The organism is Lysobacter avium, from assembly GCF_015209745.1.
In the GTDB taxonomy this organism is placed as follows: domain Bacteria; phylum Pseudomonadota; class Gammaproteobacteria; order Xanthomonadales; family Xanthomonadaceae; genus Novilysobacter; species Novilysobacter avium.
This window is the reverse complement of record NZ_CP063657.1, coordinates 1,433,990-1,460,092: the sequence shown is the minus strand read 5'-3', so window position 1 is coordinate 1,460,092 and position 26,103 is coordinate 1,433,990. Positions and strand designations below refer to the sequence as shown.

18 protein-coding genes and 1 pseudogene are annotated in these 26,103 nt (G+C 66.6%); 11 read left to right on the top strand and 8 right to left on the bottom strand.

Translation table 11 applies throughout. The annotated features are described in order from the left end of the window. Window positions 1–71 precede the first annotated feature (71 nt). The 7 genes from INQ42_RS06590 to tkt all read left to right on the top strand — a co-directional run bounded on the left by INQ42_RS06590 (window position 72) and on the right by tkt (window position 10,590). Complete coding sequence (locus INQ42_RS06590; protein ID WP_194033582.1) at window positions 72–863, top strand: phosphatase PAP2 family protein; 792 nt, start codon at window positions 72–74, stop codon at window positions 861–863. Beyond that, a complete protein-coding gene (locus INQ42_RS06585; protein WP_194033581.1) occupies window positions 860–2,521 on the top strand; it encodes a phosphoethanolamine transferase in 1,662 nt (553 codons plus the stop codon). The genes INQ42_RS06590 and INQ42_RS06585 overlap by 4 nt, the downstream gene beginning before the upstream one ends. A 79-nt stretch (window positions 2,522–2,600) precedes the next feature. Further along, entirely contained in the window at window positions 2,601–4,007 is a 1,407-nt protein-coding gene (zwf, locus tag INQ42_RS06580; protein WP_194033580.1) for a glucose-6-phosphate dehydrogenase, read from the top strand. Between the two features lie 102 nt (window positions 4,008–4,109). Further along, the gene (gene tal / locus INQ42_RS06575) at window positions 4,110–5,201 is read left to right on the top strand and encodes a transaldolase (protein ID WP_194033579.1); all 1,092 of its coding nucleotides are present in this window, start codon (window positions 4,110–4,112) and stop codon (window positions 5,199–5,201) included. After that, window positions 5,201–6,871, top strand: coding sequence for a glucose-6-phosphate isomerase (gene pgi / locus INQ42_RS06570; RefSeq protein WP_194033578.1), 1,671 nt, complete (start codon window positions 5,201–5,203; stop codon window positions 6,869–6,871). The genes tal and pgi overlap by 1 nt, the downstream gene beginning before the upstream one ends. Then, on the top strand, window positions 6,871–8,535 hold the full coding sequence (gene pgm, locus INQ42_RS06565) for a phosphoglucomutase (alpha-D-glucose-1,6-bisphosphate-dependent) (protein ID WP_194033577.1): 1,665 nt from the start codon (window positions 6,871–6,873) through the stop codon (window positions 8,533–8,535). Before pgi ends, pgm begins: the two co-directional genes overlap by 1 nt. Window positions 8,536–8,544: 9 nt before the next feature. Then, window positions 8,545–10,590, top strand: a complete 2,046-nt coding sequence (tkt, locus tag INQ42_RS06560; protein WP_194033576.1) for a transketolase — start codon at window positions 8,545–8,547, stop codon at window positions 10,588–10,590. A 15-nt stretch (window positions 10,591–10,605) separates the two neighbouring features. On the opposite strand, the gene INQ42_RS06555 is transcribed toward tkt, so the two are convergent. The 4 genes from INQ42_RS06555 to INQ42_RS06540 are packed head-to-tail and all read right to left on the bottom strand — an operon-like array spanning window position 10,606 to window position 14,963. Further along, window positions 10,606–11,154 carry a DUF2058 domain-containing protein gene (locus tag INQ42_RS06555; RefSeq protein ID WP_194033575.1) on the bottom strand — a complete coding sequence of 183 codons (549 nt, stop codon included), beginning with the start codon at window positions 11,152–11,154 and terminating at the stop codon, window positions 10,606–10,608. A 53-nt stretch (window positions 11,155–11,207) separates the two neighbouring features. Continuing rightward, the gene (gene gnd / locus INQ42_RS06550; RefSeq protein ID WP_194033574.1) at window positions 11,208–12,113 is read right to left on the bottom strand and encodes a phosphogluconate dehydrogenase (NAD(+)-dependent, decarboxylating); all 906 of its coding nucleotides are present in this window, start codon (window positions 12,111–12,113) and stop codon (window positions 11,208–11,210) included. 58 nt (window positions 12,114–12,171) lie between these two features. After that, a complete protein-coding gene (locus tag INQ42_RS06545; RefSeq protein ID WP_194033573.1) occupies window positions 12,172–13,689 on the bottom strand; it encodes a mercuric reductase in 1,518 nt (505 codons plus the stop codon). Further along, window positions 13,686–14,963 (bottom strand): glucoamylase family protein, encoded by a 1,278-nt coding sequence (locus tag INQ42_RS06540; RefSeq protein WP_194033572.1) that lies wholly within the window; start codon window positions 14,961–14,963, stop codon window positions 13,686–13,688. Before INQ42_RS06540 ends, INQ42_RS06545 begins: the two co-directional genes overlap by 4 nt. A 107-nt stretch (window positions 14,964–15,070) precedes the next feature. On the opposite strand from INQ42_RS06540, the gene INQ42_RS06535 reads away from it, so the two are divergent. From INQ42_RS06535 to INQ42_RS06520, 4 genes and pseudogenes are all read left to right on the top strand, one after another. After that, window positions 15,071–17,374, top strand: a complete 2,304-nt coding sequence (locus INQ42_RS06535; protein WP_194033571.1) for a hypothetical protein — start codon at window positions 15,071–15,073, stop codon at window positions 17,372–17,374. Between the two features lie 74 nt (window positions 17,375–17,448). Next, window positions 17,449–17,805 (top strand): annotated as a pseudogene (locus INQ42_RS12915) (GH36-type glycosyl hydrolase domain-containing protein); the annotation flags it as partial. A gap of 70 nt (window positions 17,806–17,875) precedes the next feature. Further along, complete coding sequence (locus tag INQ42_RS06525; RefSeq protein WP_228064294.1) at window positions 17,876–18,700, top strand: GH36-type glycosyl hydrolase domain-containing protein; 825 nt, start codon at window positions 17,876–17,878, stop codon at window positions 18,698–18,700. A 79-nt stretch (window positions 18,701–18,779) separates the two neighbouring features. Beyond that, window positions 18,780–20,336, top strand: a complete 1,557-nt coding sequence (locus INQ42_RS06520; protein ID WP_194033569.1) for an FAD-dependent oxidoreductase — start codon at window positions 18,780–18,782, stop codon at window positions 20,334–20,336. Here the strand turns inward: INQ42_RS06520 and INQ42_RS06515 are convergent. Genes INQ42_RS06515 through INQ42_RS06500 form a run of 4 tightly spaced genes read right to left on the bottom strand, consistent with a single transcriptional unit; the run spans window position 20,333 to window position 26,088 of the window. Next, the gene (locus INQ42_RS06515) at window positions 20,333–21,550 is read right to left on the bottom strand and encodes a TolC family protein (protein WP_194033568.1); all 1,218 of its coding nucleotides are present in this window, start codon (window positions 21,548–21,550) and stop codon (window positions 20,333–20,335) included. The two genes, INQ42_RS06520 and INQ42_RS06515, sit on opposite strands and share 4 nt — an antisense overlap. A gap of 14 nt (window positions 21,551–21,564) precedes the next feature. Beyond that, on the bottom strand, window positions 21,565–21,870 hold the full coding sequence (locus INQ42_RS06510) for a DUF3240 family protein (protein ID WP_194033567.1): 306 nt from the start codon (window positions 21,868–21,870) through the stop codon (window positions 21,565–21,567). Further along, window positions 21,867–24,959 (bottom strand): efflux RND transporter permease subunit, encoded by a 3,093-nt coding sequence (locus tag INQ42_RS06505; protein ID WP_194033566.1) that lies wholly within the window; start codon window positions 24,957–24,959, stop codon window positions 21,867–21,869. The genes INQ42_RS06510 and INQ42_RS06505 overlap by 4 nt, the downstream gene beginning before the upstream one ends. Before the next feature lie 4 nt (window positions 24,960–24,963). Beyond that, window positions 24,964–26,088, bottom strand: coding sequence for an efflux RND transporter periplasmic adaptor subunit (locus tag INQ42_RS06500; RefSeq protein ID WP_228064293.1), 1,125 nt, complete (start codon window positions 26,086–26,088; stop codon window positions 24,964–24,966). Window positions 26,089–26,103 lie beyond the last annotated feature (15 nt).

Here is a 26,103-nt window from a genome sequence, read left to right as displayed (position 1 = left end):
CCGGGCCGCTGGCGACCGATAACGAACGCCTGAGAAATGGCTGAGAGATCGCTACAACGGTGCGCACATGCTTGGCGCTGGTCCCCTCCCGTAGTTCCGACGTGCCCGCCATTCACGCAACGCGATCCGACGAGTTCTGTCCATCCGAACGCCTTCCCTCGACGGGGAGGCCAAAGCGCGCTTTCCTGCGCCATCACCTTGTATATCCGCTCCTGGCGGCGGCCGCAGCCAGCGTAATGCTGATCAATGCAGGCGGCGATTTTTTACTTGCGGACCTGTTGTACGCGGCCCAAGGCCACACGTGGGCCCTGCGCGAGAGTTGGATCACCACAACGGTGGTGCACGAGGCCGGCAAGACCGTCTCCGCCGCCGCGTGGCTGGGGGTCTTGCTGGCATGGGTGTGGAGTCTTTTCGATCGCAGGCTGGCCCGGTGGCGTCGCCCACTCGGCTATCTGGCGGTTGCAACGGTGGCAGGAGCGGTCACCGTATCGCTGCTCAAGGCAGGTAGCGGGATGGATTGTCCGTGGGACCTGCAGCGCTACGGTGGCTTGCAGCCGTTCGTCGGCTTGTTTGATGCGCGGCCGCCGAGCATGGGTCGCGCGGCGTGCTTTCCGGCCGGTCACGCGAGCGCCGGTTACGCGTGGGTGACGCTCTACTTCTTCTTTTGCGCCGTGCGACCGCGCTGGCGGTGGGCGGGACTTGCGGTTGCGCTGGGGGTGGGCGCGTTGTTCGGGATCAGCCAGCAGTTGCGCGGAGCGCACTTCCTGTCCCACGACCTGTGGACCTTGATCATCTGTTGGCTGGTGGCACTGGGCGGATCGACGTGGCTCCTTCGCCCGAACGGGAAGGGGGCGTCGGCATGAGCGCCGTCGTCCAAACCAGCGACGCGCGTCGTCGCGTATCGGTGTGGCGCCCCTCGGTCAGTCAGGAGGGCATGGCCTTCGCTGCGAGTATCTTCTTTACCGTCGCCTGCAACGCGGCGTTCTGGCGTGCCTACGCCGGGACCGGTGCGCTGGACGGCGCACGCGGCTGGGTGACGGCCGCGTCGCTGGCAACGGCGATGACCGGCCTGCATTTCCTGCTCCTGTGCGTGGTCATGAACCGCTGGACAGCCAAACCGGTGCTGTCGGTGCTGCTGGTGGTCACCGCGCTGGCCGGCTATTACTCCCACCATTACGGCGTCTATCTGGATCCCGACATGATCCGCAACGTCCTGCATACCGACAGCCGCGAGGCCCGCGAATTGTTGACGCCCGGGCTGGCGCTGCCCGTGCTGGCCGCACTCATCCCCGTGGCGATGGTCTGGTGGACGCGGATTCCTGCGCAAGCGCCCGCGCCCGCGCTGTTGCGGCGTGTGGTCCTCATGGTGGCCGTCGCGTCCGTGACCACCGGCGCACTATTGGTGTCGTTCCAGGATATCTCGGCGCTGATGCGCAACCGGACGGAGTTGCGCCACCTGATCGCCCCGGGCAACTACCTCGTCTCCCTGATACGGGTCGCGACGGAGGATCCCGCGGCGGCCGTCCGCGCACGCCAACCGGTCGGCAGCGACGCCCTCGTTGTGGGGCGCGGCGACGGCAAACCGCGGGTGCTGGTGATCGTGGTGGGCGAAACCGTGCGGGCCCAGAACTGGGGCCTCAACGGCTACGCGCGCCAGACCACGCCCGAGCTGGCCAATCTGGATGTCCTCAACTTCACCGACGTGAGCGCGTGCGGCTCCAGCACCGATGTCTCCCTGCCCTGCATGTTCTCCGCGCAGGGGCGACGTGGCTACGACAAGCGGGCGATCAGGGAGTCGGAGTCGTTGCTCAACGTGCTCGACCACGCGGGCATCGCGACCCTGTGGCGCGACAACCAGGGCGGCTGCAAGGGCGTATGCGTCGGCTTGCCGTTTGAATCCCTCGTGGACGCCCGCGTTCCGGAACTGTGCAACACGGAGCGCTGCCTGGACGAGGTCCTCTTGCACGACCTGCGGGCGAAGATCGACGCCCAGGATCGCGATCAGGTGATCGTGCTGCACCAGCTGGGCAATCACGGGCCGAGCTATTACCAGCGTTACCCGGATCAGTTCCGCCGGTTCCTCCCGGTGTGTGAATCGGCGGACCTGGGCAAGTGCCGCCAGGCGGAGATCGTCAACGCCTACGACAACGCGATCCTCTATACCGACCATTTCCTCGCCCGTTTGATCGAAACCCTGGGCGCGGACGACACCCGCGACAGTGCGGTGATCTATGTCTCCGACCACGGCGAATCGCTGGGCGAGGGCAATCTCTATCTGCACGGGATGCCTTACGCGATCGCGCCGGCCACCCAGCTGAAGGTGCCCATGGTGATGTGGCTTTCACCAGCGCTGGCGGCGGACCGGCATATCGACAGCGGCTGCATGCGCCAGCGCCTCGACGCACCTGCCACGCACGACAATCTTTTCAGTTCGGTGTTGGGGCTGATGCAGGTAGACACGACCGTCTACGACCCGAGCCAGGACCTGTTCGCGCCGTGCATGGGTCGCGGGCACGGCTGATCGGGCGCTCGCCTGGCCATTCGCCTGCCATCACGTTCGGGTAGGCAAAATCGACGGGTCGACTTACCGGAGCAGCGGCATGGCCACACCCGTCTCAGACGCATTCGTTTTCTTCGGCGCCACGGGGGACCTGGCGTACAAGAAGATCTTCCCGGCGCTGCAGGCGATGATCCGCAGCGGCGAGCTGGACATGCCCCTGATAGGTGTCTCCCGCGGCGGCTGGTCGCTGGAGCGCCTGCGTCAGCGGGCGCGCGCCAGCCTTGAAGCCAATGGCGGCGTGGACGAGGACGCCTTTGCCCGCCTGTGCGAACAGCTGCGCTACATCGACGGCGATTACAGCGACCCCGAGACATTCCGCGGTCTGAAACAGGCGCTGGGTTCGGCCTCGCGACCAATCCACTACCTGGCCATCCCTCCCAGCATGTTCGGCACGGTGGTCCAGGGCCTGGCCGCTTCGGGGTGCAACGCCAATGCGCGGGTGATCGTCGAGAAGCCGTTCGGGCGGGATTTGGCCTCGGCGCGGGAGCTCAACCGGGAACTGCACGCGGTGTTTCCCGAATCGTCGGTGTTCCGCATCGACCACTACCTGGGCAAGGAGGCCGTGCGCAACCTGCTGTATTTCCGTTTCGCCAATACCTTCCTGGAGCCGGTCTGGAACCGCACCTACGTCGACAGCGTGCAGATCACCATGGCCGAGGACTTCGGCGTGCAGGGGCGTGGCGCGTTCTACGAGGAGGTCGGCACGATCCGCGACGTGGTCCAGAACCATCTGCTCCAGGTCATGTCCCTGCTGGCCATGGATGCCCCGGCGGGCCGCGATCCGGAATCGCTGCGCGCCGAGAAGCTGCGCCTGTTCCGCGCCACCAGATCGCTGCGCCCGGAGGATGTGGTCCGCGGGCAGTTCCGTGGCTATCGCGACGAGACCGGGGTTGCCGCGGACTCGCAGGTCGAGACCTTCGTCGCGCTGCGGCTGTACATCGACACCTGGCGTTGGGCGGGAGTGCCGTTCTACATCCGCGCCGGCAAGAAGCTGCCAATCACCAGCACCCAGGTGATGGTCGACCTGAAGCCGCCGCCGCTGGAAATCTTCGACTCGATCTCGCTCGCCGAGTCCAATTATTTCCGCTTCCGGCTGAGCCCCGAAGTCGTGATCTCCACCGGCGCTCGCGTCAAGAAGGCCGGCGAGGGGATGGAGGGCCGGCAGGTCGAGCTGGTCGCGCGAAGCTCGCGCGATGAAGGCAAATCGCCCTACGAGCAGCTGCTCGGCGACGCAATCGAAGGCGACACCAGCCTGTTTACCCGCGACGATTCGGTGGAAGAAGCCTGGCGCATCGTTGAACCGGTGCTGCCCGATTCGCATGGCAATCACAACACCCCGCTCACCATCTATGAACCGGGAAGCTGGGGTCCGGAATCCGCCGACGAGCTTGTCACCGGCGGCCGCCATTGGCAGGACCCGCAGCCCGAGCAGAGCGATCCCTGCTGACCAGACGCGGACACCCGTTGCGCCGCACCGACCGGTCAATGGCACTGCTCACTCGCATCCCCGGAGCTACCATGTTGGCCGATGCCGCATACCGGAGGACGCATGAGCACGACTCGAAAACTTCACGACATGGGCCAGAGCCTGTGGCTGGACAACATTTCCCGAACCATCCTGGATGACGGCACGCTGGCGCGGTATATCGCCGATTTCTCCGTGAGCGGCCTTACGTCCAACCCAAGCATCTTCAACGAGGCGATCGGCGGCAGCGATGCCTACGACGAAGGAATGCGCAAGAAGACGGGGGAGGGACAGTCGGGCGAAGCGTTGTTCATGGAGCTCGCGCTGGAGGATCTGCGCCGGGCGGCGGACCTGTTCAAGCCGGTCCATGACGCCACAGACGGCGTGGATGGCTGGGTCTCGATGGAAGTCTCCCCACTGCTGGCCTCCGATACCGCCGGCAGCATTGCCGCCGCCCAGGCGATCCACGACCAGGGCGACCGCTCGAATCTCTTCGTCAAGATTCCGGGCACGCCTGAAGGGGTGCCGGCGATCGAGGAGTCGATCTTCGCCGGCGTGCCGGTCAACGTGACGCTGCTGTTCTCGACGGCGCAATACCTGGCGGTGGCCGAGGCGTACATGCGCGGGCTGGAGCGGCGGCTGGAAGCCGGACTGGACGCCCGTGTGGCCTCGGTGGCGTCGCTTTTCGTCAGCCGCTGGGACCGCGCCGTCGCCGACAAGGTGCCCGAGGAGATGCACAACACGCTGGGCATCGCGGTCGCCCAGCAGACCTACAAGGCCTACCGCGAACTTCTTGATTCGCCGCGCTGGCAGAAGCTTGCAGCGCGCGGCGCGCAACCGCAGCGGATGCTCTGGGCCAGCACCGGCACCAAGGACCCGAACGCATCCGACACGCTGTACATCGAGGCCCTCGCGGCACCCGACACCATCAACACGATCCCCGAGAAGACCTTGCACGCGTTTGCCGACCACGGCCGACTGGGGGGGGGCATGGCGCTGGACGGCGGTGATTCGAAGGCGGTGCTCGAGCGCTTCTCCGCGGCGGGGGTGGATATTCCCGCGTTGGCGGACCGCTTGCAGGTCGAGGGCGCAGAGGCGTTCGTGAAGTCGTGGAAAGAGCTGCTGGCGACCATAGAGTCACGCAGCCGCATGCTTGCCGGAGAGGAACGCGCCTGATGAAGGACGGGTCGCTCACCGGGAAACCGCAATGGAAGGCGCTGGAAGAGCACCTGGCGTGGATGGCGCCGCGCCATCTTCGGGAGCTGTTCGCCGATGATCCGGAGCGGGGCACGCGGATGGCTGCGGAGGGTGCCGGTCTGTACCTGGATTACTCCAAGAATCGGGTCAACCGGGAGACCCTCGACCTCCTGGTCGACTTGGCGCGTGCCTGCGGCCTGGAGGAGCGACGGGAGGCGATGTTTGCCGGTGCGAGGATCAACGTCACCGAAATCCGTCCGGCGTTGCACGTCGCCCTGCGCATGCCCGCTGGCAGCAAGCTCGTGGTGGACGGCGAGGACGTGGTGGCCGATGTACACGCCGTGCTGGACCGGATGGCGGCGTTCTGCAATCGCGTGCGCAGCGGCCAGTGGACGGGCCACACCGGCAAGCCGATCCGCAACATCATCAACATCGGGATCGGCGGCTCGGATCTGGGGCCGGTCATGGCCTATGAGGCGCTGCGTTTCTACAGCCAGCGCGAGCTATCGTTCCATTTCGTGTCCAACGTGGACGGCACGGATTTTACCGAGGCCACCCGCGGTCTGGATCCGGCCGAGACCCTGTTCATCGTCTGCTCCAAGACGTTCACCACCCTGGAGACGCTGACCAACGCGCATGCCGCCCGAGCCTGGTGCATGCAGTCGCTGGGCGATGAGGCGGCGGTCGCAAAGCACTTCGTCGCGGTATCCACCAATGCCGAAGGGGTGGAGGCGTTCGGTATCGACACCGCCAACATGTTCGGGTTCTGGGACTGGGTGGGCGGACGCTATTCGATGGATTCCGCGATCGGCCTGTCGACGATGCTGGCCATCGGCCCGGAGCGCTTCCACGAGATGCTGGCGGGCTTCCACGCCATGGACGAGCATTTCCGGAGCGGCCCGATGGAGCGCAACCTGCCAGTCCTGATGGCCCTGCTGGGAATCTGGAACAACAATTTCCTCGGCGCCAATACGGTCGCGGTGCTGCCTTATTCGCAGTACCTGAGCCGGTTTCCCGCCTATCTGCAGCAGCTCACGATGGAGAGCAACGGCAAGCACGTGACCGCCGATGGCAGCCGGGTCGACTACCAGACCGCGCCGGTCTACTGGGGCGAGCCCGGCACCAACGGGCAGCACTCCTTCTATCAGTTGATCCACCAGGGCACGCGTCTGGTGCCGTGCGACTTCATCGGCTTCTGCCATCCGCTGAACCCGCTGCCGCTGCAAGCTGAGGCCGGTGCGGATACGGTTGCCGGCGACCAGCACGATCTCCTGATCGCCAACCTGCTGGCCCAGGGCGAGTCGCTGGCATTCGGCAAGACGCCCGCCCAGGTCGAGGCCGAGGGCACCGCCGAAGCGCTGCAAGCGCATCGCGTATTTGACGGCAACCGTCCCAGCAACACCATTCTTGCCGACCGGCTGACCCCGCATGCGCTGGGCAGTCTCGTGGCGCTCTACGAGCACAGCGTATTCGTGCAGGGAACCCTGTGGAACATCGATTCCTTCGACCAGTGGGGCGTCGAGCTCGGTAAGCAGCTGGCGACGCCTCTTGCGGAGGAACTCAAGGCCACGGACGCGCCCGCGCTGACCCACGACAGCTCCACCAATACCCTGATCCAGCGCTACCGCGCGGCGCGGGGTCGCAGCTGATGGGCACGCGGATCGACACACGCGCCGGCACCCCCGCCGAAGCACGGGACCTCATCGACGTCGGTCATCTGGTCAACGCGTACTTCCAGACCCGCCCGGACGCGTCGAACCCGGCCGAGCGGGTGTCGTTCGGGACTTCCGGCCACCGCGGCTCCTCGCTGGAAGGCAGTTTCAACGAGGACCACATCCTCGCCATTACCCAGGCCATCTGTGCGTACCGGGAGGGGCAGGGCATCGACGGCCCGATCTTCATCGGCGCCGACACGCACGCGCTCTCCGCGCCGGCGCTGGAGACCGCGCTGGAGGTGCTGGCCGCCAACGGCGTCCAGGTGCGCGTCTCGGCGGGCGACGAGCCCGTGCCGACGCCGGCGATTTCCCACGCGATCCTCGTCCACAACGCTAACCGCGAGCGCGGTCGTGCCGACGGCATCGTGATCACGCCGTCGCACAATCCGCCGGCGGACGGTGGCTTCAAGTACAACCCGCCCAACGGCGGCCCGGCGGATACGGACGTCACCGGCTGGATCCAGAAGCATGCCAACGCGAGCCTCGCCAACGGCCTGGCCGAAGTGCGGCGCTGGACCGGCGGGCGCGCCCGCGCCGCCGACACCACCGTCGAACACGACTTCCTGTCGGCCTATGTCGCCGATCTGGGCAACGTGATCGACTTCGACCTGATCCGCAGCGCTGACCTGCGGCTGGGCGTTGACCCGCTGGGCGGAGCTGGCGTCCACTACTGGGCCCGCATCGCCGAGCACTACCGGATCGCGCTGGACGTGGTCAGCGAGCAGGTGGATCCGCAGTTCGGCTTCATGAGCCTGGACTGGGACGGGCGCATCCGTATGGACCCGTCATCGCCATACGCGATGAGCCGGCTGATCGCCATGAAGGACCGCTACGACGTGGCGTTCGCCTGTGATACCGACCACGACCGCCACGGCATCGTGACCGCCAGCGCCGGGCTGATGCCGTCCAATCACTACCTCTGCGTGGCCATTGACTACCTGTTCCGCAACAGGCCGCAGTGGGGCGCGGGTGCCGGCATCGGCAAGACGGTGGTCAGCAGCGCCATGATCGATCGCATTGCCGCCGGGCTGGGCCGGCAGTTGTACGAGGTGCCCGTGGGGTTCAAGTGGTTCGTCGACGGGCTGTTTTCCGGCGCGCTCGGATTCGGCGGGGAGGAAAGCGCCGGGGCCTCCTTCCTGCGGCGCGACGGATCGGTCTGGACAACTGACAAGGACGGCATCGCCCCGGCGCTGGTGGCCGCGGAAATCACCGCCCGCGGCGGCGACGATCCCGACGTGGTCTACCGCCAGCTGTGTGACCGTTATGGCGAGCCGTTCACCGATCGGGTGGAAGCACCCGCGACCAAGCCACAAAAGCGCGCACTCGCTGCGCTGACCCCGGAGGCCATCACACGGACCGAGCTTGCCGGCGAGCCCATCCAGCAGGTGCTGGACAAGGCGCCGGGCAACGATGCCTCCATTGGCGGCATCAAGATCGTCGCTGCCAGTGGCTGGTTTGCCGCCCGTCCCTCCGGGACCGAGGACATCTACAAGATCTACGCCGAGAGTTTCCGCGACGCCGACCATCTGAAGCAATTGCTCAAGGATGCACAGGAGACCGTTGACGCCGCCCTGGAGGACCCGTCCACCGAACAGTGAGGTAGCAGCATGTCCGCGCGAATCGACCAGCTCTGTATCGACACCCTTCGTTTCCTGTCCGTGGACATGGTGCAGAAGGCGGACAGCGGACATCCGGGACTCCCGCTCGGCGCGGCGCCGATGGCCTATGTGCTGTGGTCGCGCTGGCTGAAGGTCAACCCTCGCAACCCCGACTGGGCCGACCGGGACCGCTTTGTCCTCTCGGCGGGGCATGGTTCGGCCTTGCTTTACAGCTTGCTGTACCTGAGCGGCTTCGACGTCTCGCTGGAGGACATCAAGCAGTTCCGCCAGTGGGGCAGCAAGGCTCCAGGCCATCCCGAGCGCGGGCACACGCCGGGCGTCGAGGTGACCACCGGGCCACTCGGGCAGGGATTCGCCAACGCGGTCGGGATGGCGATGGCCGAGGCGCAGCTCGCGGCCCGCTACAACCGGCCCGGGCACAAGGTCGTCGACCATCGAACCTGGGTCCTGGCCAGCGATGGCGACCTGATGGAAGGCGTCGCCTCCGAGGCCGCCTCGCTCGCCGGCCACCTGCAGCTGGGCAAGTTGACCTGCCTGTACGACGCCAACTTCGTGACCCTGTCCGCGGCCACCGACATCGCCTTCACCGAGGACTGCGAAGCGCGCTTCAGCGCCTACGGCTGGCACACGCAGTGGGTCGAGGATGGCAATGACCTGTCGGCCATCGACGCGGCAATCCGCGCGGCCGCCGCTGAATCCGCGCGGCCGTCACTGATCCTGGTCCGCACCCATATCGGTTACGGCTCGCCCAAGCAGGACAGCTTCGAGGCCCACGGCTCGCCGCTCGGCGAGGAGGAGGTGCGCCTGACCAAGCAGAACCTGGGCTGGCCGGTGGAGCCGGCGTTCCGGGTTCCCGACGAGGCGCTCTCCACCATGCAGACCGCAGTGGGGAAGGGCGCCGACCAGGAAGAGACCTGGAACCACCGGATGCAGGCCTATGCCGACGCCCATCCCGAGCTGGCGGCGGAACTCCGCCGGCGCTTGGAGGGCGTGCTCCCGGACGGTTGGGATGCCGACATCCCCGTATTTCCGGCCAATGCAAAGGGGATGGCGACCCGCGTTGCCAGCGGCAAGCTAATGAACGCGCTCGCGTCCAAGTTGCCGGAACTGTCGGGCGGTTCCGCCGACCTGGATCCCTCCACCAAGACAGCCCTCAAGGGAATGGGCGACTTCAATCCACCGCTGGAAGCGGGCGAAGACCCGCAGGGCTCCGACGGAGGTGGCTGGAGCCTGTCCGGCCGCAACCTGCATTTCGGCGTTCGCGAACACGCGATGGGCGCGATCGTCAACGGCATGGCGGCCCACGGCGGCTTCATCCCGTACGGGGCAACCTTTCTCGTCTTCTCCGACTACATGCGCCCGCCGATCCGCCTCGCGGCGCTGATGGGGCTGCATCTGATCCATGTGTTCACCCACGACAGCATCCTGCTCGGCGAAGACGGTCCGACCCATCAGCCCGTCGAGCAGCTCGCCAGCCTCCGGGCAATCCCGCGGCTCAGCGTGATTCGCCCGGCCGATGCGAACGAGACCGCCGTGGCCTGGCGCGTTGCGGTGGAGACGCGCGACCGGCCGGTGATGCTCATCCTGACCCGCCAGGATCTGCCCACGCTGGACCGGGAGGTCTACGCCGCTGCCGATGGCCTGAGGCAGGGCGCCTACGTGCTCGATGCCGACGCCGACGACTCGCCGCAGATCATCCTGATCGCCAGCGGATCGGAGGTCAGCCTGATCGTGGAGGCCGCGGGACGGCTCCGGCGCGACGGCGTCAGCGTGAGGTGCGTGTCGATGCCGAGCTGGGACCTGTTCGAGGCGCAGCCGCGCGACTACCGCGACTCGGTGCTGCCGCCTGCGGCCACTGCGCGGCTGGCGGTCGAGGCCGGAAGCGCGCAGGGCTGGCATCGCTGGGTCGGCGACGGCGGCGACGTGCTGTCGGTCGATCGCTTTGGCGCGTCCGCGCCGATGCAGGCACTGGCTGACGCCTACGGATTCACGGTCGACAACGTGGTCAAGCGGGCGAGGGCGCTGCTAGGCTGAGCGGCGCCGGTGTGACTACCAGACCAGGTCGTCGGGCACCTTGAACTGGCTGTAGAAATCATCGTCCTCATCCGCATCGCCCGCGGCGTCGGCGCCGCGGCCGTGGTCGAGCACGATCGCATCCGGATCACGCTCGCGGATCTTTTCCGCGGCCGCACGCGGCACCAGTTCATGGCTGTCGCCGTGGCGCACGATCACCAGTGCGCCCTTGGCGAGCTGGGCGCGCAACGCCTCGTTGACCAGCAAGCTGCGGATGGCCTTGCCGTCGGTGAAGCGGTAGTCGATCTCGCCCTCGCGCTTGACCCGGTGCATCTCCACAATCTGGCGCACCTGCGCCTTCAGCTCGTTGGCCCGCGCCTGCGCGTTGCGTTCGGCCGACAGCGCGCGGTCGCGCTCGGCGCGCTCGGCGAGCAGTTGCTGGGCATCGACCGCGTCGGGCTCGGGCGCTGCGTTGGGCGAGCCCTTGCCGTGCCGCTTCCTGTTCTGTTCGCGGACGACCTGGGTGACCTTGTTTTTCTTGACCAGGCCGGCTTTCAGCAACTGGTCCTGCAGGGGATTACGCATGGCTTCGGGCGCATCGAGCGACGGCGGTGTGGAGTGTCAGTGTAACGCCGGCGTCACTCCTTCTTGATCGCGTGCCCGCCGAACTGATTGCGCATTGCCGCCAGCAGCTTGTCGGAGTAGGAGTCCTTGTCACGCGAGCGCAGCCGCTCCAGCAGGGCGAGGGTGATTACCGGGGCCGAGACGTCGAGATCGATCGCCTCCGCCACGGTCCAGCGGCCTTCGCCCGAGTCGTCCACCCACGGGGCGATCCCGTCCATGGTCGGGTTCTCGTCCAGGGCGCGGGCGGTTAGGTCCAGCAGCCACGAGCGCACCACGCTGCCGTTGCGCCAGATCTCGGCGACCTGGTGCAGGTCCAGGGAAAATTCCTGCTTGTGCTGCAAAATCGCGAAGCCTTCCGCGTAGGCCTGCATCATTCCGTATTCGATGCCGTTGTGGACCATCTTGGTGAAGTGGCCGGCGCCGGGCGGGCCGACGTGGCCCCAGCCCTGGTCGGTCGCGGGGGCGAGCGTCTCGAACACCGGGCGCAGCGCTTCCACCGGGGCCGGCTCCCCGCCGATCATCAGGCTGTAGCCTTCCGCGAGGCCCCAGACACCGCCGCTGGTGCCGCAGTCCACGTAATGCATGTCGTGCTCGGCTAGCGATTTCGCCCGCCGCACGGTGTCCTTGTAGTTGGAGTTGCCGCCGTCGATGAGGGTGTCGCCGGCATCCAGCAGCGCCAGCAGGTCGCCTACCGTGCTTTCGGTAATGTCGCCAGCGGGGACCATCATCCAGACATTGCGCGGTCCGGGCAGGGATTCGACCAGCGCCTTGAGACTGTCGGCGGTCTGCGCGCCGTCGCTTTCCAGCGCCTTGCGGGCATCCGGGTCCGGATCGAATCCAACGATCGAGTGGCCGCCCTGGATCAGGCGGCGGGCCATGTTGGCGCCCATGCGTCCCAGGCCGATCATGCCGAGTTTCATCTCGCGCCTCCTTGTTCAAATAATGCGTTTGCGATTAGTGCGTGACTCCGTAGTCGCCTCAGTCTCGCAATTTCCTCGTGACGGCCGGGCCACGCTCGCTGCGCACGAACGCATCAGCCGCCATGCGGATGGCTTCGGACTGGGTGGGGTAGGGGTGGATCACCCGCGACAGCGTGTCGAGGCCCAGTTTGGCGACCATCGCCAGGGTGATCTCGCTGATCATTTCGCCGGCGTGGCGGGCGACGATCGTGGCCCCGAGGATCTCGGCGGTGCCGTCGCGCACGTGGATCTTGACGAAGCCCTCGTCGTGACCGTCGGTGATCGCCCGGTCCACGGTATGCATCGGCACGGTAAAGGTCCGCACCCCGATGCCCTTTTCCCGCGCCTGGCGGACATACATGCCCACGTGGGCAATCTCCGGATCGGTGTAGGTGCACCAGGGGATGACCAACTCGCTCCAGCGCTGGTTCGCACCGGCCAGGGCGTTCGCCACTGCGAGCCGTGCCGAGGCGCGCGCCGTGTCGTTGAAGCGGTGCGCCAGACACACGTCACCGGCGGCAAAGATGCGCGGATTGCTGGTCCGCAGGCAATCATCGACATGCACTCCCCGGCGGCCGTCGTACTCGATCCCGGCCAGTTCCAGGTCCATTCCCTCCACGCGGGGTGATCGGCCGGTTCCGGTAAGGATGGCATCGAACTCCAGGGTGCTCCTGTTGTCGTCACTCAGCAGCTCGGCGATGCGGCGCTCGCCGTCCATGCGGATGTCCACAACGCGGGTGTTCAGGCGCACCTCCAGGCCATCGCGGGCAAAGGCCCCCGACAGGATCTGCGCTGCGTCGCGTTCTTCCCGCGGCAGGAACAGCGGCCAGTTCTGCACGATCGTGGTCCGGGCGCCGAAGCGGCACAGGGCCTGGGCCATTTCGCATCCGAGCGGGCCGCCGCCGATCACCACGATGCGCTCCGGCAGGGAGGTCTGGTCAAAGACGGTATCGCTGGTCAGGAAGCCGCATTCGGCCAGCCCCGGAATGGCAGGGACCAGAGGCTGCGCCCCGGTGGCTACCAGCGCCTTGTCGAACTTCAGTTCGGTCCCGCCGACATGCAGCGAATCGGCGGCGGTGAATCGCGCCGAGGCGAAGAAAACATCCGTACCCATGGCCGCCAACCGCGATGCGGCATCGCCCCGGCTGATCCGCGCCCGGATCCCGCGCATCCGTTCCATTACGGAAGCGAAATCGACCTGCACCGGGCCAACGTCCGCCGTTCCGTACCTGTTGGCGTCGCGCAGCTCGGCGAAGATCCGGGCGCTGTGGATCAGTGCCTTGGATGGGACACATCCCGTGTTGAGACATGTGCCACCGAGCAGGCGTGGCTCGATCAGGGCCACGCTCGCGCCGCGCTCGCGCGCCACTGCAGCGGCGGTCAGTCCCGCAGTGCCACCGCCGAGGATGACCAGGTCATATCTCGGCGCCGGGTCCGGATTCCGCCAGGCGGACGGACGCACGTTACCCAGGCGTTCTGCTTCGTAGTCGTCTGCCGGCGCATTGGTAACCGCGCCCTCACGGGTAAGGGAGTTCATTCCAGCCAGCCTCCGCCGAACCCGGCGTTTTTCAAGCCGTTTCGCAGGTATTCGCAGTCGCGCATCAGGTTCCAGATCAGCCCGGTGCGGTGGTTCTCCACCATCATCACCACCAATCCCTGATCCAGTCCGAAGGCGCCGGCGGATACCCACGGCGCGCCGTCGTCGTCTGCGAGTGAGGGGTTGAATGCGCTGGCGAAGCGCTCCGTGCGCAGGGTTTGTGGATACCGGTGCAGCAACGCGTGGGTCGCCGACAGCGCGACCCCGGGATCAAAGGGCAGGCAGCACAGGGCGAGCCAGGCACTCAAGGTGCCGTCATCCGGCCCGTAGGGAACCCCCCGCGCGGCGTAGCCATACAGCCGCCCCAGGTGGTTTGCCAGCTCCGGCCTGCCCTCTTCCGGACCGTCGCATGCGGTCAAACCCCAGCAGTCGCGGTCGTAACCGTCAAAACCTTGCGGATTGCGCCATGCGTACTCGCGCTGGACGGCAATGGCGCGGCGGGTGTTTTCAAAGTAATCGCTGCGCTTCTCGCGCATGAAGCGGTCGCGTATGCCGCGAAAGTCGATCCAGGCGTGTGAGAACAGGTGCACGAACAACGGCCCGGCATACAGGAACTCCTCGCCATAGAGGTTTTCCCACTGGTAGGTGGCAGTCCACGCGGCGTACTTGTCGCTGTCGATCGGATGGGTGGGCGAGCCGGCGGCCAGCACATACAGCAGGATGCCTTCGTCGTAGCCATCCCAGCCGTAGTGCAGGAAGCCACACTCCGGCTTCCAGCCCTGGCGGATGGTGGGTTCGTCGGCGCAGGCCCATTGCCAGTCCACACGCAGGTACAGGGCGTCGGCCAGAAAGCGCAACTCGCGCTCATCCTGCGTGTCGTGGGTGAAGTAGCGCGCGACAAGCAACGCCCCGGCAATGAACAGCGCGGTGTCGATCGTGGACAGCTCCGAGCGCCACGTCCGCGTGCCCGAATCGATGTCCAGGAAGTGGTAGTAAAAGCCCTTGTGACCGGTGGCGCCCGCCGCGCCGCTCTGATCGCTCTCGTGGAAGAAGCGCAGCGTCGCCAGCGCCCGTTGGACCGCATCCCGCCGACCGATCCATCCGCGCTCGACCGCCACCGGATAGCTTGCCAGGCAGAAGCCAACCACCGCGATGCTGCATGGCGAACCCGCGCGGCTCGTGTCGGCGACCAGACCATTGACCGGATTGAACGCGCCGCAAAAGTAGCCGAATGCGCCCCGCTGCAAACGATCGATCAGTCGCTCATCGGTCACCGTGGTATCCGTCCGCTGCGATACGGCGACGGTAGCGGATCGACCTTCAAGGCCGCGTAACGATGGGGGAGTAGGATCAAGACTCCATGCGGTCCGATGGATCAGACATGCCCGATACGAGCGCCGCGACGATTGCCGTGCAGCGTGTCCACCTGCTGTCGAACGGTCGATTCACCACCATGTTGACCGATGCCGGGTCGGGGTGGAGTCGATGGTGCGGCCGGGCGTTGACCCGGTGGCGCGAAGATCCGACCTGCGATGCGTGGGGCAGTTACCTGGTGCTGCGCGATGCCGACAGCGGCGCGGTGTGGTCACCGACCCGGCAGCCGATGTCTTCGCCCGCTGGTGAGGTGGCCATCGATTCGGCGCATGGGGTGTTTTCCAGCAGACGGATCGCGCACGAATTGGAAACCTCCATGACTGTGGTCGTGGCTGCCGATCGCGACGCCGAGCTGCGGCACCTGAGCATGACCAATCGCAGCTCACAGCCGCGTGTGATCGAGGTGACCTCCTATAGCGAGCCTGTTCTTGGGTCCCTCGCCGCGGACGCATCTCACCCAGCGTTTTACAAGCTTTTCGTGCGCACCGAGTGGGTGGCCGAGGGCGGGGTGCTGCTCGCCACCCGGCGCCGCAAATCCGCCGACGAGAAGGAAACCTGGATCGCCCAGGTGGCGAGGGTGGAAGGCCAGCCGACCGATACCTGCGAATACGAGAGCGATCGCCGCGGATTCCTTGGTCGCGGACGCCGTCTGGAGAACGCGTTGGCGTTGCGCGACGGCGATGTACTTGGCGGAAGCGGCGGCGACGTACTGGACGCCGTGATCAGCCTGCGGCGCCGCGTGCGAATCGCGGCCGGTGCCACGGTGAGGATCGCATTCTGGAATTGCGCCGCGCAGACGCGGGTAAAAGCGCTGGCACTGGCCAGGGCTTCGCCGGGGGCTGAACACTGCGGGCACGTCACTGAAAAGGCGCGCGTTTGCGAAATCGCGAGGAGGACGAAGTTCCAGGTCGATCACGCCTGCGCGGAGCGCTGGTGCGGCTTGCTCGCTGCGCTGCTGGTGTCCAACCCGGCGTGGCGCACATCACCGGAGGCGTTGGCCCGGGCGGCCGGTGGTGCTCCGGTTCTCTGGGCGGCCGGCATATCCGGCGATCGTCCGATCGCGCTGCTGCTGATCGACGGGGAGGAAACTCCCCAACGTGTCGATGAAGTGCTGCGCGCGCAACGCTACTGGCAGTCGATGGGAATCGGCGTGGACGTGGTCTTGCTGGCAAGCGGAAGTGTCGCGAAGGGATCTGCAGGGGATCAGTCGCTTGTCGATCTCGTCGCAGAGCAGATGCGGAAGCTCGAAGCTGGAGGAGGTCTTCCGAAAGCGGAAGCGTTCTATCTGCGCTCCGATGGCGTTGACCGGAGCCTCTACGAAGGGTTGCTCGGCGCGGCCCGGGCGATCGTCCCGGCAGGCGGCGTCGCGGCCAGGCCGGTAGCTACCCGTGCCGTGGCGGAAAACGGGTGGGACGCGCCGCTGATCAATGGACCGGAGCCGACAGCGCTCCCAACCAACGCGGACCTCCGTCCGGTCGATCACGCCGGGTTTGTCGCTGCGGCGCTTTCCCTGCAGTTCGACAATGGCTACGGCGGCTTCAGCGGGGACGGCGAGGAGTACCTCATCCGCGCCGATGGTGATCGCTGCACCCCGTCGCCGTGGAGCAACGTCGTCGCCAATCCTGACTTCGGCTTCATCGCGACTGCGGAGGGCGGCGGGCACACGTTCTCCTGCAACAGCCAGCAAAATCCGCTCACGCCCTGGCCCAACGACCCGGTTACCGACGAGGCCTGTGAGGTCGTGTACCTGCGTGACAACGACAGCGGCGCCCTGTGGAGCGCCACGCCACTCCCGCTATCGGGCGCGGCAAGCAATCGCGTCACACGTCACGGCAGGGGCTGGACCAGTTGGTCGCACGATTTCGACGGTCTGCGAATCGAATTGTTGCAGCTTGTACCGCCTGGGTATGCGGTCAAAATCTCCCGACTGCGCATCGACAACGGGTCGGGGCGCAGTCGGGCCATTGCGGTTACCAGCTACCTGCAGTGGGCATTGGCCCCCAACGGAACCGCGTCCGGCCCTTATGTGGCGACGTCGCAGGATCCGCAAACCGGCGCGGTGTTTGCGGTCAATCGCTGGCGCGAGGCATTCGGCGAGCGCGTCGCCTTCGCAGACATCGGCGTGGACATGGCGGCTTTCACCTGCGATCGCGGCGAGTTCCTCGGCACGCATGGCGCGGTCGATCGACCGGCGGCGCTCAACGCAGGCGGATCACTGTCGGGCTGGTGCGGCGCGGGCCGTGATCCCTGCGCCGCGCTACAGTCCGTATTGGAGATCGACCCGGCGCCACGGGGGAGTTGCGTTTCCTGATTGGCGACGCGGAATCAACCAATGCCGCCAGTGATCTGGTCCAGCGCGCTCGCGGCCTGGATCTGGACGCGGTGATGGGCGAGATCCGGCAAAGGTGGACAGATGTCACCGCAACGCTCCAAGTCGAAACGCCCGATTCTGCGACAAACCTGCTGCTCAACCACTGGCTGCTGTACCAGGTGCTCTCCTGCCGGATGTGGGCGCGCACGGCGTACTACCAGGCCAGCGGTGCGTACGGCTTCCGCGACCAGCTGCAGGATGTGATGGCGCTCTGCATCGCTTGCCCGGGCATCGCCCGCGAGCATTTGCTGCGTGCCGCCTCGCGCCAGTTCATCGAGGGCGACGTGCAGCACTGGTGGTTGCCGCCGGGAGGAAAGGGCCTTCGCAGCCGGATGACCGACGACCGGCTCTGGCTGCCGTATTCGGTGCTGCACTACTTGGAAGTGACCGGGGAGGTCGAGGTTCTTGAGGCGAGTGTGCCCTTTCACCGTGAAAGCGGCGATGGAAGGCGCAGGTTGGGACGGTCAGTGGTACCGGCGCGGCTACTACGACGATGGGACGCCGTTGGGCAGTGCCAGCCAGAAGGCGTGCCGCATCGACTCGATCGCGCAATCCTGGGCCGTCATGTCGGGCGCTGGCGATCCGGACCGGGCCCGTTCGGCCATGCATGCCACCGACCGTGAACTGGTTGACCGGCGCCACCGCCTAGCGCGGCTGTTTACGCCGCCGTTCGCCGAGAACGGCCACCACGACCCGGGTTACATCAAGGCCTATCCGCCCGGCGTCCGGGAGAACGCCGGGCAGTACACCCACGGCTGCATCTGGTCGATCTTTGCCTGGGCCGCGCTGGGCGAGGCTGACAAGGCCTGGGAGCTGTTCGATTTCTTCAATCCTGTCGGCCATTCGATATCGCCAAAAGCGGCTGAGCATTTCGGCGTTGAGCCCTACGTGTCCTGCGCCGATGTCTATTCCATCGGCGCCCTGGCCGGGCGCGGTGGATGGACCTGGTATACGGGCTCCGCCGCCTGGCTATACCGCGCTGGCATCGAGGCGTTGCTCGGCTTCGGGTTGCGTGGCGACCACCTTTTGGTGGATCCCTGTATTCCCGCGGACTGGCCCGGCTTCACCATGATCTACCGCCACCGCGGTTCGGAATATCACATCCAGCTGGACAACCCCGCGGGCGCCACCCGCGGCATCCGCGACGCCATGCTGGACGGCGCGCCGGTAGGATTGAGCGGCAATGCTGCGAGGATTCCGTTGAGCGATGACGGTCAACAGCACCACGTCCATCTGACCATGGGAAGCGGTGCGCCAGGAGGATAAAGATTCACCGCGATCTAATGCGGGGTGGCTCAGGCTCGGGAGTGAGACCGAAACGGGGGGCAACACAGAGGACACCGGGATGGCGGACGACACCGAGACGCTGGAAGGGCCCGACCTGGCGGTCGGCGTGCGGATCGACCAGATTGCCGATGGCGGGCTGCTGCTGGGTCATGTGGATGCCAAACCCGTCGTACTGGTCCGGCAGGGCGAGGAGCTTTTCGCCCTCGGTGCGGTGTGCACCCACCAGGGTGGACCGCTCGCGGAAGGGCTGGTGGTGGATGGCGGCGTTCGCTGTCCCTGGCACCACGCCTGTTTTGACCTGCGCACCGGCCTGCCATCGCGCCCGCCTGCCCTCGATCCGGTGGACTGCTACCAGGTCGAGGTCACCGCAGGCACAGCCACCGTGACCCGAAAGCGGCCTGCAGAACCACGCGCTTCACTGAAGCCCACTCGCGATTCCACAGCGGTAGCGTTGCCGGCATCGATCGTCATCATCGGCGGAGGAGCGGCCGGATTGTGCGCAGCCCAGACGCTGCGACGCGAGGGTTACACCGGGCCGGTCGCCATGCTGAGCGCCGATGACGCCGCGCCCTACGACCGTACCAACCTGTCCAAGGGCGTGCTCAGCGGCAACATCAAGGAGGACGCCAACGACCTGCATCCGTCGCAGTTCTACCGCGACAACGCCATCGACCTGCGGTTGGGAACGCGGGTTGAGCGCGTCCATGTGGCCGAGCATGAGGTGGAGCTCGCGGACGGTGAGCGCGTTGCGTATGAAGCGTTGCTGATCGCCACAGGTGCGGAACCGGTCAAGCTGGACGTGCCGGGCGCGTCCCTTCCCCACGTGCACTACCTGCGCAGTGCCGCCGACTGCCACCGCCTTCTCACGCAAGCGAGAAGCGCAAAAACCGCGGTGATCATCGGCGCCAGCTTTATCGGGCTGGAGGTCGCCTCAGCCCTGTGCGCGCGCGGCATCGAAGTGCACGTCGTCGGGCGCGAAACCGGTCTGATGGCCAACGTGTTGGGGAAGGAGCTCGGTGCCTTCCTGCAGCAACTGCACGAGAAGAAAGGGGTGATTTTCCACCTCGAAACCACTGCCAGCACGATCAACGAAGACGAGGTCATCCTGACCAACGAGGAGACCCTGCAAGCCGATCTGGTGGTGGTCGGCATCGGTGTGTGCCCGCGGCTGGAACTGGCCGAAGCGGCGGGGCTTGCGGTCGATCGTGGCGTCATCGTCGACCGATATCTGCAGACGAGTGCGCCGGGAATCTACGCCGCGGGCGACATTGCCCTGTGGCCGGGACCGCTGACCGGCGAACGCGTGCGCATCGAGCACTGGGTGGTCGCCGAACACCAGGGACAGACCGCTGCGTTGAACATGCTGGGTCGCAGGAAACGCTACGACGCCGTGCCCTTTTTCTGGACCGAGCAACACGGGTTCGGCCTGTCCTACGTCGGCCACGCGACGGGCTTCGACGATGTCCGGCTGGACGGCGACCTTTCGAAGCGAGACTGCACCATCAGCTACCTCAAGCGCGGACGCGAGCTGGCCGCGGCGTTCGTGCATCGCGACCATGCGGGCTTGCTGAAGGAGCTGGAATTCGAGCGCATCATAGGCGCCAACCGCGGCTAATCGGCGTGCCAAAGCTCGTGGCTGTCGACCAGGACCCCCAGTCGCGCCTCCTCGGCGTCGGCTCGGGCCGAGGCTTCTGCCAGGGCGATCTGCCGATGGGTACGCTCGGCGAGCAGCCACTCCGCCAGTGATAATTCGCCCAGCTCCCAGCCGCGACGCATGCGCTTGCGGGCGCCATCGCTGGCGCTCAGGGCGCGCTGCTGGGCAAGCCACTGCATGCGCGCCTGCTCGACCTTGCGTACGGCCTGCTCGGCCTCGCGCTCGATCTCGCGACGCTTCGCCTGGGCATCACCGTGCAATGCGGCGGCGCTGGCGCCGTCGGCGCTGGCCAGGGCGGAGCGGTGGCGTCCGCCCACGGGCATGGTGAATACGAGGCCGACCACGCGCTCGGCCCCCCCCCGATCATTCATCAATCGCAGGGCAAGGGTGGGGTCGGGCAGGCGGTCCGCACGGCTGCGAGCGGCGAGCGCGTCAGCCTGCATGGCATCTGCTTCCAGCGCGCCAATTTCGTGGCTGCGCTGGACAATACGGTTCACCCAGGCCGCCGGTGTCTCGGGCAACTCCTGCGGATCGCCCAAAGCAGGGACACGCTCCGGCAAGGGCAGGGTGGGGAAGTCATGTGCGATGGCAGCCTCAGCGTCCACGAGCGCTCCGTTCATGGCAAGTCGCGTGGCGTCCGCCTGGGCAAGTTCAACATCCAGCAGGTCGAGATCTTTCGCCGCGGCATCGCCCAACTGCACCCGGCGCGCCAGCGCAGTGCGCTCGCGGCTCAGCGACTCGAACTGCTCGGCGGCCTCCGCCGACTGTTCGCTGGCGCGCAGCCAGTCCAGCCAGTACTTCAGGAATACGCGCGCGGCTTCGTGCCGTGCATCGTCCAGCCGGAGCTCGCTGGCGCTTATGCCGTATTCGCCGATCTGGCGGTCCAGTGCCACTTTGCCCGGCCATCGAAAGGCGCGTCCCAGTTGCGCTTCATATTCGTCGTAACGTTCCGTCCCGTCATCGACATCGATCTTGCGTTCCTGCGCAATGGCGCTCACTTCGAACTCGTGCGGGCCCACGGCGCGGGCACGCGCCTGCGCTCCGGCGGCGTCGGTGCGGCGCATCGCTGCGCGGACGCCAGGTTGCTCGGCGATAGCGGCCTCCACCAAAGCGGGATCGGGCAGCCAGTCCTGCGCTTGCACAATCGGCGTGGTCAACGCCAAAAGGAGCGCCATTGATGCAATCCGCTTCATCCCAGCAGCCCTGTTTCCACTACCGCTTCGGTCCACCAGCGCAGGGCGCCGGCGTCCACGTGCTCGCGCATCAAGCGCAGAACGTCGTCCTTCCTGTCCGCGGGGATCACCACCCACAACACGCGCCTGTCCACGCGGCCGCGGACCCGCTCGGCATCCGAGGCGCCGGCGAAGTCGCCGGTATGGGCCTCGGCGTGGAAAAGGGTGTAGCCCGGAATGGATGGGTCGGAACTCAGTGCTTCGGTCAGCGGTGTCTCAAGCCGGGGCGGGAACACCATGTTCAGTCGGATCCAGTCGCTCATGGCGCTGCACTCCTGTCGGATTTGGACACCGGCGGCAAGCCGTAGCGGCGGTACAGCAAGGGCATCAGCAGCAGGGTCAGGGCGGTGGCGCTGACCAGGCCACCGATCACCACGATGGCGAGCGGGCGCTGTATCTCCGAGCCCGGGCCGGTGGCAAGGAGCAGTGGAACCAGGCCGAAGGCGGCGATGCTTGCCGTCATGAGCACCGGTCGGACCCGTCGCCATGCGCCTTCGCGCACGACCGTGGTGATGTCCAGGCCCTGGTCGTGGAGCTGGTTGAATCGGGTGACAAGCACCAGCCCGTTCAGCACCGCGATGCCAAGCAGTGCGATGAAGCCGACCGACGCCGGCACCGACAGGTATTCGCCTGAAAGCCAGAGGGCCACCATGCCGCCGACCAGTGCGAATGGGATGTTGAACAGCACCAGCAACGCCTGTCGCGCGGAGCCGAACGTCATGAACAGGACCAGAAAAATCAGTCCCAACGCTGCCGGGACCACCAGGGCCAGACGCGCTGCGGCGCGTTGCTGGTTCTCGAACTGGCCGCCCCATTCCAGCCGATAGCCTGCCGGCAACGGGATCTCCTGAGCCACCGCGGCCTTCGCTTCCTCGACAAAGCCGACCAGGTCACGTCCGTCCACGTTGGCCTGCACCAGCGCGTAGCGCGAACCGTGCTCGCGATCGATCATCACCGGTCCGTTGCCGCCCACGATGCGGGCAATGCTCGACAGCGGTACATCGCCGCCTTGCGGCAGGCTGACCTGCATCCGCGAGAAGAGCTCTGCAGACAGCCGGATGTCGTCGTTGCCGCGCACGATGATCGGCGTCCTGCGATCGGGCTCGATCACCATCCCCGCATCGACGCCTTCAAGCTGGGCGCGCAGTTCGTCCTGCACATCGGCCACTGCAAGACCCTGTCGCCCGGCGGCCAACGCGTCGATCTCGACTTTCAGGTAATCCACCCCTTCGGTGGTCTGGGTCAGGACGTCTTCTGCACCATCGGTTTCCTCCACCAGGACCGCGACGCGTTGGGCGAGCTCGCCCAGCACCGTCAGGTCGGGACCGAAGATCTTCACCGCCAGGTCGCCACGGCTTCCGGTCAGCATTTCGGCGACGCGCATGTCGATGGGCTGGGTGAAGCCGTACTCGATGCCGGGGAAGCGGGCGAGCACCTTGCGCAGTTCCCCGGTCAGCCAGTCCTTGTCGCGCACGCGCCACTCCTTCTTGGGTTTGAGCTCCAGGAACATGTCGCTTTCGTTGAGTCCCATCGGGTCCAGGCCCAGCTCGTCGGAGCCGACCCGGGAAACGATGTGGGCGACCTCCGGGACCTCGTCCATGATCGCTTTCTCCACGGCGAGCTCAAGCTCCAGTGAGCGCTCCAGCGAGATCGAGGGTGATTTCACCAACTGGATCAGCACGTCGCCCTCATCCATGGTCGGCATGAAGCTCTTGCCGGTGCCGGTATAGGCCACCACGCCCAGCAGCAGGGCGAGGGCACTGGCCGAAAAAACGTAGGCAGGCTTGGCCAGAGCCTTGTCGAGCAGTGGCCGATAGATGCCGTCGATCTTGCGCACCAGCCACGGATCACCGTGGGCACCCTCCTTCATAAGGAAGGAGGCCAGCACCGGTATCACGGTGAGCGACGCCAGCAGCGAGGCGCCCAGCGCAAAAACGATGGTCAGCGCCACGGGAGCGAAAAGCTTGCCCTCCAGGCCCTGCAGGGTCAGCAGCGGCACAAAGGTCAGGGAAATGATGAGCATGCCTGCAGCGACCGGCATGGCGACCTCGCGGGTGGCGGCGAACACGCGATGCAGGTGGGGCAGGTGCGCGCCCGGCGCGTCGGGGTCGAGGCGGGTGACGGTGTTCTCGATGACCACCACCGCTGCGTCCACCAGCAATCCCACGGCGATGGCCAGGCCGCCCAGGCTCATCAGATTGGCGCTCTGTCCCGTGAGATACATCAGCAGGAACGTGGAAAGTGCCGCGATTGGGAGTATGAGCCCGACCACGACCGCCGCCCTCAGGTTGCCGAGAAAAAGCAGCAGCAGGATGACCACCAGTGCCGTGGCTTCCAGCAGCGCACGCTCGACAGTGCCGACCGCCCGGGTGATCAGGGCACTGCGGTTGTAGAAGGTGTCGATCTCCACGCCCGCCGGCAGGCTCGGCTGGATTTCCTCAAGCCGCGCTTCCACATTCCTGATCAGTTGCGACGCGTCGGCGCCGCGCAACGCCACGACGATTCCCTGGACGGCCTCGCCTTCGCCGTCGCGGACGACCGCGCCGTACCGGGTCAGGCCCTCCACGCGAACCTCGGCAAGATCCCGGATCCGCAACGCCTGGGCACCGGGCTTGACCACCACGTTGCCGATGTCGCCGACGGTCTGCAGGGCGCCTTCGGCACGAACGATGAGTGCCGATTCGCCGGACTGCAGCCGGCCTGCACCGTCATTGCGGTTGTTGCGTTGCAAGGCGTCCACGAGATCCTGCGACGCCAGCCCGTTGGCGGTCAGCCGGCCCCGGTTGGGGACCACGACAAAGCTCTTGGCTTCACCGCCCAGGACGTTCACGTCGGCGACCCCCGGTATCGTGCGCAGCGCGGGGCGAATGGTCCAGTCCAGCAGGCTGCGGCGCTCCTGCAGGTTCAGGCCGCCGCCCTCGATGGTGAACATGAACACGTCCGACAGCGGAGTGGAAATCGGTGCGAGTCCGCCGCTCACGTCCTCGGGAAGGTCGGGAGCCACGTTGGCAAACCGCTCCGCCACCTGCTGCCGGGCCCAGTAAAGGTCGGTGCCTTCGGCAAAATCGAGCGTGATGTCGGCAATGGCGTACTTCGCCGCCGATCGCAACATCACCGCGCTGGGCACGCCCAGCAACTCCATCTCCAGGGGCGTGATGACGCGGGCCTCGACTTCCTCGGGGGTCAGGCCGGGCGCCTTGAGCACCAGCTTCACCTGCGTCGGCGAGATGTCGGGGAATGCGTCGATGGGCAAGCGCATGAAGGCCATCGCGCCGGCAATGCAGACCGCCAGCGCCGCCAAAAGCACCAGCAGGCGCTGGCGCAGGGAAAACTCGATGAGACGGTAGAGCACGGCGTTACTCCACGATCGGTGCGAGCGACTTCAGCACGCTGCCGCCTTTCTGCACGACCATGTCACCGGGTTGCAGCGTCTCCGCCGAGCGCACCACAGCGGTTTCGGCATCGCCGCCAAGACGCTCGACTGCCATCCCCCGGAACGTCGCCCCGTCCTGCACGTACAGAGAGTCGCCCTGGCCGTGAGCCTGCAGCGCGCGCTGCGGCACCGATACCGCATCCGCCGGCGCCGGAAGGAGAAGCGCGACCGCCAGTTGCTGCCCGGCCACCAGCGTCCCCGGCTTATCGACATGGGCACGTACGCGTAGCGTCTGCGTACCTGCGTCCGTGTCGGCCCCCACCGCGACCACTTCGCCCTCGATGCCGTTGGCCAGGCTGATGGGGAGTCCCGGTTGCAGCTGTCCGCGCAGGGAAATGGGTGCATGGAACTGGACATCCAGGGCGTCGGACTCCACCAGCACGAAGGCCGGGGCCATCGCTTCCATGGCCTCTCCCGGAGAAACACTACGGCGCAGTACAAGGCCGGACTGGGGGGCGAGGACATCGTATTCGCCGGCCTGTCCGCCGGGCACGCGCCGCAGCCGGGACATCATCGCGTTCGCCTCATCCAGGGTCACGCGCGCGGCCGCGGCTCGCGCACTGCTCTCGGCATGGCGGGCTTCAGGAATGATCCCTTCGCCGGCGAGTGTCGCGTCGCGGCGCGCCTGCTGGCTGGAAACCCCCGCTTCCGCGCGGGCTCGCGCGTGGTCGCCCTGCATGGCAATCAACTCGCGGCTCTGCATGCGCAACAGGGGTTGCCCGGCTCGAACGCGCTCGCCTTCATCCACCAGTACCCGCGTGACCACGCCCGTGAACGGCACGGTCACCTGGGTCACTGCATCAAGCGGCGGTACGGCCTCGCCTGGAAGGCCGGTAACAGGGATGTTTTTGGCCGGCTTTGCCGCCACGGTTTCGATACCGAGGGCTTCGATCTGGTCCGCATTCATCTGGATCCGGCCCTGAGCGTCGGCGACAGGGGCCGCGCCTGCGGAGCCTGAATCCGCTGGGGAAGGGCTGCGCAACCACACCAAGGCAAGGACCACAACAGCGGCAACCAGCGCGACGGAGATCCAGTGGGCGGGTTTCATGGCGGACAAACGCAT

Coding starts and splice junctions, on each gene's coding strand:
- INQ42_RS06585 (WP_194033581.1), top strand. CDS start 860: ATGAGCGCCGTCGTCCAAACCAGCGACGCGCGTCGTCGCGTATCGGTG.
- zwf (WP_194033580.1), top strand. CDS start 2,601: ATGGCCACACCCGTCTCAGACGCATTCGTTTTCTTCGGCGCCACGGGG.
- tal (WP_194033579.1), top strand. CDS start 4,110: ATGAGCACGACTCGAAAACTTCACGACATGGGCCAGAGCCTGTGGCTG.
- pgi (WP_194033578.1), top strand. CDS start 5,201: ATGAAGGACGGGTCGCTCACCGGGAAACCGCAATGGAAGGCGCTGGAA.
- pgm (WP_194033577.1), top strand. CDS start 6,871: ATGGGCACGCGGATCGACACACGCGCCGGCACCCCCGCCGAAGCACGG.
- tkt (WP_194033576.1), top strand. CDS start 8,545: ATGTCCGCGCGAATCGACCAGCTCTGTATCGACACCCTTCGTTTCCTG.
- INQ42_RS06555 (WP_194033575.1), bottom strand. CDS start 11,154: ATGCGTAATCCCCTGCAGGACCAGTTGCTGAAAGCCGGCCTGGTCAAG.
- gnd (WP_194033574.1), bottom strand. CDS start 12,113: ATGAAACTCGGCATGATCGGCCTGGGACGCATGGGCGCCAACATGGCC.
- INQ42_RS06545 (WP_194033573.1), bottom strand. CDS start 13,689: ATGAACTCCCTTACCCGTGAGGGCGCGGTTACCAATGCGCCGGCAGAC.
- INQ42_RS06535 (WP_194033571.1), top strand. CDS start 15,071: ATGCCCGATACGAGCGCCGCGACGATTGCCGTGCAGCGTGTCCACCTG.
- INQ42_RS06525 (WP_228064294.1), top strand. CDS start 17,876: ATGGAAGGCGCAGGTTGGGACGGTCAGTGGTACCGGCGCGGCTACTAC.
- INQ42_RS06520 (WP_194033569.1), top strand. CDS start 18,780: ATGGCGGACGACACCGAGACGCTGGAAGGGCCCGACCTGGCGGTCGGC.
- INQ42_RS06515 (WP_194033568.1), bottom strand. CDS start 21,550: ATGGCGCTCCTTTTGGCGTTGACCACGCCGATTGTGCAAGCGCAGGAC.
- INQ42_RS06510 (WP_194033567.1), bottom strand. CDS start 21,870: ATGAGCGACTGGATCCGACTGAACATGGTGTTCCCGCCCCGGCTTGAG.
- INQ42_RS06500 (WP_228064293.1), bottom strand. CDS start 26,088: ATGAAACCCGCCCACTGGATCTCCGTCGCGCTGGTTGCCGCTGTTGTG.